This is a genomic window from Nonomuraea sp. SBT364 (assembly GCF_001083785.1).
Classification (GTDB): Bacteria; Actinomycetota; Actinomycetes; order Streptosporangiales; family Streptosporangiaceae; genus Nonomuraea.
Window position 1 is genome coordinate 26,212 of the sequence record NZ_LAVL01000080.1, and the last position, 11,166, is coordinate 37,377.

General features: G+C 72.6%; 12 protein-coding genes and 1 pseudogene. 8 read left to right on the forward strand and 5 right to left on the reverse strand.

The genetic code is table 11. From position 1 onward, the window contains the following. Window positions 1–90: 90 nt before the first annotated feature. Window positions 91–840 (reverse strand): polyphosphate--glucose phosphotransferase, encoded by a 750-nt coding sequence (gene ppgK, locus ADY59_RS28925; protein ID WP_049568365.1) that lies wholly within the window; start codon window positions 838–840, stop codon window positions 91–93. A gap of 110 nt (window positions 841–950) precedes the next feature. On the opposite strand from ppgK, the gene ADY59_RS28930 reads away from it, so the two are divergent. Then, complete coding sequence (locus tag ADY59_RS28930; protein ID WP_049568368.1) at window positions 951–2,066, forward strand: TIGR03118 family protein; 1,116 nt, start codon at window positions 951–953, stop codon at window positions 2,064–2,066. Window positions 2,067–2,191: 125 nt separating this feature from the next. After that, the gene (locus ADY59_RS28935) at window positions 2,192–2,824 is read left to right on the forward strand and encodes a TenA family protein (protein ID WP_049568372.1); all 633 of its coding nucleotides are present in this window, start codon (window positions 2,192–2,194) and stop codon (window positions 2,822–2,824) included. 49 nt (window positions 2,825–2,873) lie between these two features. Here ADY59_RS28935 and ADY59_RS28940 read toward each other — a convergent pair whose 3' ends face one another. Continuing rightward, window positions 2,874–3,479 carry a response regulator transcription factor gene (locus tag ADY59_RS28940; protein WP_049568375.1) on the reverse strand — a complete coding sequence of 202 codons (606 nt, stop codon included), beginning with the start codon at window positions 3,477–3,479 and terminating at the stop codon, window positions 2,874–2,876. Window positions 3,480–3,486: 7 nt separating this feature from the next. Beyond that, complete coding sequence (locus tag ADY59_RS28945) at window positions 3,487–5,040, reverse strand: carboxylesterase/lipase family protein (protein ID WP_082310489.1); 1,554 nt, start codon at window positions 5,038–5,040, stop codon at window positions 3,487–3,489. 120 nt (window positions 5,041–5,160) lie between these two features. On the opposite strand from ADY59_RS28945, the gene ADY59_RS28950 reads away from it, so the two are divergent. Beyond that, the gene (locus tag ADY59_RS28950) at window positions 5,161–5,982 is read left to right on the forward strand and encodes a DUF4253 domain-containing protein (RefSeq protein WP_049568379.1); all 822 of its coding nucleotides are present in this window, start codon (window positions 5,161–5,163) and stop codon (window positions 5,980–5,982) included. Between the two features lie 34 nt (window positions 5,983–6,016). Here the strand turns inward: ADY59_RS28950 and ADY59_RS28955 are convergent, their stop codons facing one another. Next, entirely contained in the window at window positions 6,017–6,850 is an 834-nt protein-coding gene (locus tag ADY59_RS28955) for an SAM-dependent methyltransferase (protein WP_049568382.1), read from the reverse strand. A gap of 158 nt (window positions 6,851–7,008) precedes the next feature. Further along, window positions 7,009–8,265 (reverse strand): helix-turn-helix domain-containing protein, encoded by a 1,257-nt coding sequence (locus tag ADY59_RS28960; protein WP_049568386.1) that lies wholly within the window; start codon window positions 8,263–8,265, stop codon window positions 7,009–7,011. 214 nt (window positions 8,266–8,479) lie between these two features. Between ADY59_RS28960 and ADY59_RS28965 the strand changes: the two genes are divergently transcribed. The 5 genes and pseudogenes from ADY59_RS28965 to ADY59_RS28975 all read left to right on the forward strand — a co-directional run. Next, window positions 8,480–9,226 carry a hypothetical protein gene (locus ADY59_RS28965; protein WP_049568389.1) on the forward strand — a complete coding sequence of 249 codons (747 nt, stop codon included), beginning with the start codon at window positions 8,480–8,482 and terminating at the stop codon, window positions 9,224–9,226. Between the two features lie 11 nt (window positions 9,227–9,237). Then, complete coding sequence (locus tag ADY59_RS50425; protein ID WP_156325802.1) at window positions 9,238–9,408, forward strand: hypothetical protein; 171 nt, start codon at window positions 9,238–9,240, stop codon at window positions 9,406–9,408. Continuing rightward, window positions 9,405–10,118, forward strand: a complete 714-nt coding sequence (locus ADY59_RS28970; RefSeq protein WP_049568392.1) for a maleate cis-trans isomerase family protein — start codon at window positions 9,405–9,407, stop codon at window positions 10,116–10,118. The genes ADY59_RS50425 and ADY59_RS28970 overlap by 4 nt, the downstream gene beginning before the upstream one ends. Further along, window positions 10,115–10,252, forward strand: coding sequence for a hypothetical protein (locus tag ADY59_RS50430; RefSeq protein ID WP_156325803.1), 138 nt, complete (start codon window positions 10,115–10,117; stop codon window positions 10,250–10,252). The genes ADY59_RS28970 and ADY59_RS50430 overlap by 4 nt, the downstream gene beginning before the upstream one ends. A 64-nt stretch (window positions 10,253–10,316) precedes the next feature. Next, window positions 10,317–11,166, forward strand: a pseudogene (locus ADY59_RS28975) (hypothetical protein); the annotation flags it as partial.

The following is an 11,166-nucleotide window of genomic DNA, read 5'->3' on the forward strand; positions in this document are numbered from 1 at the left end:
CCACTCTCCCCAGAGTTGAGTCGTGGCGGGCCACGGTCACGTCTATGAGACTCCCCGCAGCGTCTCCTGGTTGCCTCTGTTTGATCACGTTTACGGCAGCGGTGTGCCGCGCCGGTTACCGGCGGTGGCGGCGGCGCCGATGATGCCCGCCTCGTTGCGCAGCGCGGCGGGGATGACGGGCGCGTCCACCTGGATGTACGGCAGGAACTTGTCGGCCTTCTTGCTGACGCCGCCGCCGATGATGATCAGCGAGGGAGACAGCAGCATCGTGACGTGTTCCAGGTATTCCTGCACCCGTCCGGCCCACTCCTGCCAGCCGAGGTCGTGCTCCTCGCGGGCCCGGTCGGAGGCCCAGTGTTCGGCGTCCTTGGCGGAGTCGTGGCCGGGCAGCCGCAGGTGCCCCAGCTCGGTGTTGGGCACGAGTACGCCGTCGGTGAACAGGGCGCTGCCGATCCCGGTGCCGAACGTCAGCATGAGCACGGTCCCGCCCTCCCCGCGCCCCTTGCCGTACGTCATCTCCGCCATCCCGGCCGCGTCGGCGTCGTTGACCACGACCGCTCCGCCGAACAGCCCGGCGGCGTCCGTCCCGGCCCATGCCTCGTGCAGGTTGACCGCGTCCCGCATCACGCCGCCGTTCACCACCCCGGGCACGGTCACGCCGACCGGTCCCGTCCAGGCGAAATGCTCGACGATCCGCCTGACCTCCGCGGCGACGGCGGCGGGCTCGGCGGGCCGCGGCGTCGGGATCCGCAGCCGCTCCGCGGTGAGCTCGCCGGCCCGCAGGTCCACGGGGGCGCCCTTGATCCCGGATCCGCCGATGTCGATGCCCAGCACGTCCATGCGTCTTCACTCCCCCGTACACGGCCACGAAACGCGTCCAGGGGACCCTACTGAACCCGGGAGGCGGCTCTCGCGTATCTCGCGTCACAAGCGCTAACAAGGAGGTACGGATGCGGTCACGCATCATCGCCCTGGGCGCTGTCGCGGTCGTCATGGGCAGCACTCTCAACACCCCCGCACAGGCCACCAGCCACAGGACCCGCTTCGACGTCGTCAACCTGGTGTCCGACGTCAAGGGCAAGGCGGCGCTCACCGATGCCAAGCTGGTCAACCCCTGGGGGCTGGCCATGGGCAAGACGCTGTGGGTCTCCAACACCGGGACCGGCAGCGCCACCGTCTACTCCGGCCAGGGCAAGAAGGAGGCGACGGAGGTGGTCGTGCCGGGCGGCGCCCCGACCGGCCAGGTGTTCAACTCCGGCGACGGCTTCACCGTCAAGGGCAAGCCCGCCACGTTCATCTTCTCCAGCCCGAGCGGCGCGATCAGCGGCTGGAACGCCGAGGCCGACCCGAAGAACGCGATCATCGGGGCGTTCACGCGCGGCGCCGACTACAAGGGCCTGGCGCTGGCCGGGACCGACGACGGCGACTTCCTGCTGGCGGCCGACTTCGCGGGCGGCCGGATCCACGCCTTCGACGAGGACTTCCGGCGCGTCCGGCTGTCCCGCTCGCAGTTCAGCGACCGGGCGATCCCCGACAACTACTCGCCGTTCAACGTCGCCGTGGTCAACGGCAACGTGTGGGTGGCGTACGCGCTGCGCGACCCGCGGACCGGCAAGTCGGTCGCCGGGGCGCGCAAGGGCTTCGTCAGCCGCTTCGACCTCGACGGCCGGCTGACCGGGCGCATCGCGCGGGTCGGCCTGAACGCGCCGTGGGCGATCACGAAGGCGCCGCGCGGCCTCGGCCAGTACGCGGGCGCGCTGCTGGTCGGCAACTTCGGCGACGGCACCATCCACGCCTACCGCAACAGCCGGCACCTCGGCGCGCTGCGCACCGCCGACGGCCGCGCCATCAAGCTGCCGGGCCTGTGGGACCTGGAGCCGGGCACGGCGGCCAACGGCGGCGAGAACGCGCTGTGGTTCTCCGCGGGCCTGGAGGGCGGCACGCACGGCCTGCTCGGCGTGATCCGGCCCGCGGGCTCCCGCCCCCCCCCCCCCCCCGCACAGCCCACCAAGGCACCCACCAAGACACCCACCAAGGCTCCCAGCCAGCCGTACGGCGGCTACTGAGGCTCCTGACGCTCCCGGCGCGGCCGCTCCCCCGCGCCGAGAGCCTGGATCAGGCGGGACGTTCGCCCGCACCGGACGAGTCACTGACAGCCGTGATATCCGGTGTACGGCCTAGAGTCGGGTACGTGACCGAGACCTTCAGCGCATGGTTGCGCGAGCAGTGCGAGGCCGAGTGGACGGCGGTGGTGACGCACCCGTTCGCCACGGCGATCACGACGGGCGAGGCCGACATGCGGCGCTACCTGGAGCAGGACTTCCAGTTCGTCGACTCCTTCACCGCGCTCCTCGGGGCGGCCGTGGCCAGTGCCGACACCTTCGAGGCGCGCGTCCCGTACGGGCGGTTCCTCGGGCAGGTGGCGACGACGGAGGAGAAGACGTACTTCCACCGGGCGCTGGCGGCGCTCGGTGGCAGCACCGAGGCGGCGACGGAGCCGGTGACGGCGGAGTTCAGGCAGCTCATGGACGAGGTGCGCGCCTCGCAGGACTACTCCCTGATCGCGGCCGTGCTGTGCGTGGCCGAGTGGGCCTACCTGGGCTGGGCGTCCAGGGCCGTCGAGCCGCTGCCGGAGGGCTTCGTGCACCGGGAGTGGATCGAGCTGCACGAGGGTCCCGAGTTCCGCGCGTGGGTCGCCTTCCTGCGCGGCGAGCTGGACCGGCTCGGCCCGGAGCTCGGCGAGGCGGGCAGGCGGCGGGTGCTGGAGGTGTTCGGCCGCGCCGTCGAGCTGGAGCGGCGCTTCTTCGACATGGCGCTCGGCTGACCGAGGACGGCGCCGGCCGGGCTTGGCGCACCGGATCGCGGCGCGGGGGTCACAGCCACCCGTTGTGCCGCGCCAGCCGGGCGGCCTCGATGCGGTTGCGGGTGTGGGTCTTGCCGATGGCCGACGACAGGTGGTTGCGCACCGTGCTCTCCGACAGGTGCAGCCGGGCGGCCAGGTCGGCGATCGTGGCGCCGTCGAGGGCGGCGGCGAGCACGTCGCGCTCGCGGTCGGTGAGCGGGCTCGGCCCGGCGCGCAGCGCGGCGGCGGCCAGCGCCGGGTCGACGATCCGCTCCCCCGCCACGACCCGGCGGACGGCGGCGGCCAGCTCCTCGACGGGCCCGTCCTTGACCATGAACCCGGCGGCCCCCGCCTCCATGGCCCGGCGCAGGTAGCCGGGCCTGGCGAACGTGGTGAGGATCAGCACCGCGCACCCTGGCAGCGCCGCGCGCAGCTCCGGCAGCACGTCGAGGCCGGAGCGGCCGGGCAGCTCGATGTCGAGCAGCGCCACGTCGGGCCGGTGGGCGGCGACGGCTGCCATGATCGCGTCGCCGGACGACACCTGGGCGACGATCTCCAGGTCGTCCTCCAGCCCGAGGAGCAGGGCCAGCGCGTCGCGCATCATGCCCTGGTCCTCGGCGATCAGGAGCTTGATCAACGGGGCCCTACTTCCAGAAACCGAGCCGGTGCCTGGCAGCGTAGTCGATGACGCGGATCTTGCCCGGTTCCAGCGCCAGGGTGCCGGAGCCGGCGCGTGGCCAGCCGGGCAGGCCCTTCCCGTTGGGGTCGCCGGCGCGAGCGAAGTTCGCCCAGTAGCCGATCATCCGGTCCGACAGCGCGCGCTGGGCGGGCGCGAGCGGGGTGTCCTTCTCCTCGAAGAGGTACGGCAGATCGCCGGCGTGGTAGGCGCCCCAGTCGAACCCGGTCTCCAGCGGCAGGAACATCGGCGCGTCCCGGTCGGCGAACTCGTAGCCGTACACGGGGACGTGCTGGGCCAGGAGTGTGTTCTGCTCGTGGGTGGCGCGGGCCCACATGCGGTCGGTGAGGACGGTGGCCCACGCAATACTGGGAGACTTATACCGATTTATCGGGTACTTACGAAGAATGTCGGGGGCCTTCCTGCCGAACGCTTCTCGTACAAGTTTGGGATAATTCGGCGTTTTACCCTGAATGTCGTAATTCATCGCGACAAAGAGGCGATGTTCATCCCGTGTCGCCCCGGCGAGCACCGGCACCCGGTGGAAACGCCCCTTCCGCAGCGCCTCGGCGGGAGACTCCGGCAGCACGCGGTTGCCGTACGCGTAGGTCTGGAACGCGTTCATGATCTGCGGCACCTCCAGGATCTTCTCGACCGGGAGGGCGCGCAGGCACGCCAGGTCCGCGCAGCCGAGCTGCCCGGCGTACGCCCGGCCCAGGGCCGACACCTCGGCCCGGGAACGCCACATGAACGACGGCAGCGCCTCCAGGCCGGGCACCATGCTGCCGGCGGGCATGTCCATCAGCGTCTCGCCGCTCTGCATGATCGCCCGATGGAACAGGCCCCCGGCGGCCGGCGAGGTGAGCAGCGCGCCGATGGCCGAGGCGCCGTAGGAGACGCCGAACACCGTCACGTTGCCCGGGTCGCCGCCGAAGGCCGCCGCGTTGCGCCGCACCCAGCGCAGCGCCTCCGTCTGGTCCTGGAGCCCGTACGTGCCGCCGTCGCGCAGCCCCGGGTGCCCGAAGCCGCCGAACACGCCGAGCCGGTAGTTGATCGTCACCACCACCACGCCCCGGGCGGCCAGCCGGCGCGCGTCGGAGTAGTGCCCGGCGCCGAGCGCGCCGTCGCCGTGCAGCCACACCATGACCGGCCGCCGGGTCCCCGGCTTCGCGGGCGTGGTCACGTTCAGGAACAGGCAGTCCTCGTTCTCGCTGCGGACGGGCGCGTACGGCGAGCCGACCTGCGGGCACATGGCGCCGGGCCTGGTCGCGTCCAGGACGCCCCGCCACGCGGGCGGCGGCGCGGGCGGCTCCCAGCGGCCGGCGGTCGCGTAACGGATGCCCTGGAAGAGGCGATGGCCGCCCGCCACGCTGCCGCGCACCGCGCCGGCGTCCGTCCTGACGACGGCGGGGTCGGCGGCGGCCGGCCCGGTCAGCGTGGTCGTCGTGGTCGCCGTGGTGGCCGTGGGTGTCGTGGTGGCGCAGGCGGTGAGCAGGACGGCCAGCGCCGCGAGTGTTCTCATGCCTCCACGGTCCCGGATGCCCGAGGGGAGCCGGAAGGTTCATGCATCCGGGATCGCCCAGGACAAATGTCCTCGGCATTACCATCTGCGAGACAGGATTCGGTATCGGAACGGTAGGGCATGAACGATCATCAGCTGCCGCCGGAGCTGTGCCCGCTGTTCGCCGACGGCGGCAGGGGACGGGCCCTGGCGATCGCTGTGCCCGAGGGCGGCGTGGTCTGGCCGGACCCGGGCTACACCGGGCAGGGCCCGTCGCCCCGGCCCGCGTTCTGGATGAGCGACGAGCCCGTCAGCGGCGCGCACTGGCGGAGCTTCCACGCCGAGCACGCGCGCAGCGGGCTGTGGCCGGTGCTGCTGGACGAGAGCGCGCAGCCGTGGTCCGCGGGGCAGGTGGTGCCCGACGAGCCGGTGCAGATCGACCATTTCACCGCCGAGGGGTTCATGACCGAGGTGTGGCAGGAGTGGGTGTCGCAGATGCCCGCCCAGGACGCCCTGGACGAGCTCGACCCCTACGGGGCGATCTGTCCCGGCCTGGCCCCGCCGGGGACGCCGGTGGCCGAACCTGCCGAGGTCGCCGCCTGGTACGCCGGGGTGCTGGCGGAGCGGGGGATGCCGCTGGGGCTGGTGGCGGCCCCCCGGGGCGCCGACGCGCTGGCCGTGATGGGCTGGCAGGGCGCGCTGCACCACAACGAGTGGATGGTGCCGCTGGCGGCGGTGGTACGCAGCTGGGAGGAGCGCTTCGGGGCGCGGGTGGTGGGCGTCGGCTTCAACACGCTGGAGCTGAGCGTGGCCGCGCCGCCCGTCGAGCCGGAGCACGCGCTGCGCGTCGCGGCCGAGCACTGGGCGTTCTGCCCGGACAACGTCGTACAGGGACCGGGCGACCTGCGGGGTTACGCCGAGCAGATCATCGGCGGGCACGCCTGGTCGTTCTGGTGGGACTGACGCCGCCCGCCCGGGGGCGGGCGGCGGGTCCGGATCACGGCAGGCGGGCCACCGCCCCGTAGTTGCCCGACGTCCCCGGCTGGTCGGCACAGTGCGGGTCGTCGCCGTCCGGCCGCCACTCCGGGACCCACACCAGCCCCGGTTCCAGCAGATCCAGTCCGTCGAGCAACGCCTCCACCCGGTCGCGGGAGCGCACCGCGTGCCCGGGCAGCGTCATGGCCAGCAGGTCGTTGATGGCGGGCAGCAACTCCGGCGGTATGCCGTCGAACGTCGTCTGCAGGATCGCCAGGAAACTCCTCTCGGGCACGGACTGGCGCAGGCGCTTGACGACGTAGCGGGCCTGCTCGTCGTCGCTCAGGCTGTGGGTGGACACCACCACCCAGGCCATCGGCCTGTTCCAGTCGGCGAACGTCCGCACGACCCGGTCGTCGAGGATCTCGTCGATCTGGCGGATGTCGCCCTCGACCACGCGGACCAGGTCGGTGATGGGTTCGATGGTGGCCTGCGCGTTGGCCAGCACCATCGGGTCACTCTCTATATAGACGACACGCGCGCAAGAGGTACGGGGCGTGTCGCGGGCGATGTCGTGCAGCTGGCCGCCGGGTGGCAGGCCGCTGGGGACACCACTTCCCACGATCATGAACTGGTCAACGCCTTCCGCGGCCAGGTGCCGCACGGCCCGGCATAAATAGCCCTGGACGGCCCGTGCGGCGGCTGTCGTCACCGCGGCGGCCACGTCGTACCGGTTCACCGCTTCACGGTCGGCCCGGAAGTTGTTCTTGCCTCCGGTGGCGGCATCAAGGATGCGCGTGATCCTCGCGTGTGCGGTGTCGAGATTGGCCAGGTTTCGGATGGCACGTTGCCGCATTGCGTGTCGCCCCTTTCCCCTCGCCGCGTCCATTCGGGAAAGTTCCGGTCTCTGACCCCACTCGGATGACCAATGTCAATAATGATCCATAAATTCCTTTATTCAACTACATGCGGCAGTGTATTTTGAGGAAATATGACTTTTCACATTCCCGACGATCAATTGGCGGGGGTACGTGAAAGTCTTTCGCGATGCGCGTAGAGCATGTCGATCGTCTCGTCGCGGGTGGTCGTGGTGACCGACAGCTTGGTGAACGCCTGGTGGTAGCCCTCCACCACGACCCCGTCGGTGATCAGCTCGTCGGCCTCCAGCGCGTGGGCGCACGCGATGTCCGGCTCGAACGCCTCCGCGAAGCGCCACAGCGTGAACGGCCCGGTGCGCGGCACGTACGCCGGATCTTCCATGGGCACGATGTGCAGCGAGATGTTGGGCCGCTTGGCGTAGCCGATCAGCCGGTCGAGCTGGTCGAGCATCACCTCCGAGCCCGCGATCGAGCGCAGCAGCACGCCCTCGTCCATGACCGCCCACACGACCGGGCCGTTGGGGCCGAACACCAGCCGCTGGCGGGCGGCCAGGATGTCGACCGCCGCGTCGGCCGTGGTGTGGCGGAACGAGCCCTGGTCGGCCGTGGCTATCGCCGCCAGCGCGTAGGCCTCGGTCTGCAGCAGCGGCGGCACGAAGTGGGTGTGGTAGGTGCGGATCACCGAGGCCCGGCTGTCGATGGCGCAGGTCGTGGCCAGCCACACGGGGAACGAGCTCGCGTCGTACCAGGCCAGCTCGCGCTCGCCGCGCGCCAGCGAGAGGACGTACTCGCGGGCGGGCACGGCGCTCACCCCGTACAGCGTGAGCAGGCGCTCGACGGTGGCCGGCGCGGGCGTGATCCGGCCGGCCTCGATCGCCTCGACCGCGACCGCGCCCTTGCCGAGCGCGGTCTCCACCTTCTCCGGGGTGATCTGCGCGGCCAGGCGCAGTGATCTCAGGCGCTCACCGAGCGCCAGCCGCATCGGCTCGTCCAGCGGCGCCGCCGCGTCGGGGATCGCCATCGCGGGCTCGGGCTCCTCGGGCAGGCCCTCGGCCTTGCGGGCCAGCTCGATCACCCCCCGCAGCACGGTCAGCGAGGTGTCGGAGAGCCCGGACACGGACACGCCGATGGCAGCCGCGCGGACCTGAAGGTCCTCCACCGCCCCGGACTCCAGGTAATCCTCACCTACGAGCCAGCCAACGCTCACCTGGAGGCAGGCCGCCAGCGCGCGCAGCACCTGGAGCGTCGGGTTGGTCTGCTTGCCGGTGCGCAACTGGCTGACGTAGGCGCGCGTGATCGGGATGCCGGCCTCGGTGAGCGCGGCGGCGACTTGAGCGCCTGTGAAACCGCGCTTGTTCAGCGCGAGATCGAGTCGCTCGGCGAACTTCGCCACGCGGACCTCCTGCTACCCGTGAACGCCCTTCCAGCCTAGACGCCGCCCGGCGCGACCGCGCAGGGCGCCCTTCCCGTACCGGGAGCGCTCACGTATTGTCGAAAACTGAGAGTTGACACCATAACCCGCATTTGGCCAGTATCGTACGACACGTGGAAACTGTTACCTGACAGCCGGACCCCTTCGGAGGTGCCCGGCAGGGAGGTGGCCGGACGTGACCATCGATCACCAGGTCAGTCCCTGGTTCACCAAGAGCATGGCTTCACCGGCGCACGAGCGGGTGATTCAGCGCATCTGCGCCCGCGTCGCGCCGGCCGGGACATCCGTCAACGTATCGGACCTGCCTCTCGGCGGGGTCCAGATCTGGATAGACGGCGACCCCGGCACGTGGAGCCTGTACCAGCGGATGGCGCGCGAGCTGAGGCTCGCCGGCTGGCACGCCGAGGCGGGCATCGACCGCCTCATGGTGCTGGGCTGGAGCGCCGACTGCCTGTCGTACCGGGTGCTCGTGCTCGACGCCGCGCTCGCCGGGCGGCTGGCCGACTACGACCTCACGGCGTTCATGGCGGTCACCGTCGCCACCCGGCTGCTCCAGGAGGGGCTGCCGGCCGAGCGTGTCGTCCCGGAGGTGGAGGCGCGCCTGCGCGAGGAACTGCGCTGGCCGGGACGGCTGGCCGACCTGGCCGGGCTGGAACGCACCGCGACCCTGGAGCCGCTGCGCCACCGGCTCGCCCAGATCGCCGGACTGGAGGCCAGGGTGCGCGACCGCTGCGCCGAGCACCTGTCGCTGGCCGGCCGGGTCGCCACCACGGTCACCGGCGGGAAGCCGCCGCCCCGCATCGGCTTCCCGCACCTGGCGACGGGCCTGTCGGAGCGGCTGGTCGCGGCCAGCGTGCCCAACCAGCCGGCCACGCTGCCCCCCGTCCTGCTCTCCCCATCGGACGCAGGCGCCCTGACCTGACAGGAGTGATCATGCTCACCGACGAGGTCCGCGGGCCGCACCGGCCGCCCTGCGAGGTCCCGGTACGCGGTACCCGGCCGCCCGCCCCCGTCCAGCCGCAGCCGCAGCCCCGTGCCCCGCTCGCCGCGCATCCGGTGCGGCGGCTGCTGCCGGTGGAACGGCCTGGCAGGAGGCGGACATGAGCCGCGGCAGGGTGGGCGTGCTGGTGCCGCCCGGGAACCCGTCGGCGGAGCCGGAGCTGACCCGCCTGCTCGGCTCGCGGGCCGACATGCACGCCGCCCGCTTCCCGGTACGGCCCGGGCTGGCGCCGGCAGAGCGGCTGGAGAGCTACAACGCGGCGCTGCCCGCCATGACCCACGCCTTCGGCGACCTGCCGCTGGACGCGCTCGTCATGGCCAGCGACGGGCCCCGCTACCTGCTCGACCCGGACGAGGACCGCGAGAGCTGCCTGCGGCTGACCGAGCGGTGCGGAGTACCGTTCGCCTCGGCGACCGTGGCCATCCTGGAGGCGATCGGGCATCTCGGGCTGGAGGAGATCCACATCGTCTCGCCGTTCCAGCCGTGGCTGACGGAGCTGGCCGAGTGGTTCTGGAAGGCCGCCGGGCTGCGCATCGCCGGCGTGCTGCCGGTCCGCGCCCAGGGCGGCTTCTCCCCGGACACCATCACCCCCGCCGAGCTGGTGGAGCAGGTGAAGCGGGCGCGCCTGCCCCGCGACGGCGTCCTGCTGTTCGCCGGCAGCGGCATGGCGACGCTCCCGGCGCTGGGCACGCTGGGCGCCGGCAACGACCGGGTGCTGCTCACCTCGAACCTGTGCACCGCATGGTGGGCGCTGTCCCGGGCGACCGGCAAGCCCGTCACCCTCAACCGCTCCCCCCACCGGAGGGCCTCGTGAGCGCCCCTCCCCTTCCCAGGACGAGGGTCGCCGGCGCTCCGGGCCGTGGCCGGGCCGGGCCGGCGGCCGGTCCGGGCGGCACGCGGGCCGGCGCCGGCGACCCCGGCACGTCGCGCCCGCCGGAGGCCGCCTGACGGCCCCATCCCCTGCGAGGACCGGGCGAGGGTCGGCGCGGTGACGTGAGGAGTGCTCGATCAGATGTGGCGGACGCTGACGGACGAGGCGCGCGAGGCCATCGGCGCGCTCTGCGACGAGCACGGGCGGCACCTGTACGACTACTGCCGCACGGCACTGGCCGGCTCCGACGCCGAGCTGGCCGTCGCGGGCGCGCTGCTGTCGGCGCACACGCACGCGGGCCGGCTCCCCTCGCCGGACGCGCTGCGGCCCTGGCTCTACGCGCTGGCGCGCGCCCACCGCGCCGCCGTCGCCGCCGCCAGACCGGCCAGCATCGGCTCCTGGTCGCGTCCCGGCCCGGCGCCCGACCTGGTGCCCGAGGGGCTGACGGCCCTCGACGGCCCGCACCGGGAGCTCCTCGACCTCTCGGTACGGCATGGGCTGCCGGACGGCGAGATCGCGCTGATCTTCGACGCGGCGGCCGGGGACGTGACCGCCATCGTCACGGAGGCCGCCGACACGCTGGAGCAGTGGTTCGCCGCGGTGCGCGCGGCCAGGACCCGCGACGGCTGCCCCCGCCTCGCCGCCCGCCTGACCGACTGGGCGAAGACCCCGGGCCGCCGCAACCGCACCCGGATCGCCCGCCACATCCTGACCTGTCCCGAATGCCAGGCGGCGCCCCGCACGATCCGCGCGGCCACGATGCTGCGCCGCCTCCCGCTCGCCGCCGCCCCCGACACTCTGCGCGAGCAGCCCGCCTGGGGGCAACCGCTGCCGGACGACGACACCACCTGGCGCCCGGACGGCTTCCCCGTCCAGGCGCGCGGCCTGGTGGAGCCGCCTCCGGCCATGATCTCCCTGGTCCCCGGCCCCACGACGGAGACCAGGGACAACCCCTGGCCGGCGACGGGCGCGGCCGTCGCCGGCCAGGAAC

Bases quoted from the DNA above. Each gene is read 5' to 3' on its own strand.
- ADY59_RS28945 (WP_082310489.1), bottom strand. From the start codon at position 5,040: ATGAGAACACTCGCGGCGCTGGCCGTCCTGCTCACCGCCTGCGCCACC.
- ADY59_RS28955 (WP_049568382.1), bottom strand. From the start codon at position 6,850: ATGCGGCAACGTGCCATCCGAAACCTGGCCAATCTCGACACCGCACAC.
- ADY59_RS50425 (WP_156325802.1), top strand. From the start codon at position 9,238: ATGCTCACCGACGAGGTCCGCGGGCCGCACCGGCCGCCCTGCGAGGTC.
- ADY59_RS28930 (WP_049568368.1), top strand. From the start codon at position 951: ATGCGGTCACGCATCATCGCCCTGGGCGCTGTCGCGGTCGTCATGGGC.
- ppgK (WP_049568365.1), bottom strand. From the start codon at position 840: ATGGACGTGCTGGGCATCGACATCGGCGGATCCGGGATCAAGGGCGCC.
- ADY59_RS28950 (WP_049568379.1), top strand. From the start codon at position 5,161: ATGAACGATCATCAGCTGCCGCCGGAGCTGTGCCCGCTGTTCGCCGAC.
- ADY59_RS28970 (WP_049568392.1), top strand. From the start codon at position 9,405: ATGAGCCGCGGCAGGGTGGGCGTGCTGGTGCCGCCCGGGAACCCGTCG.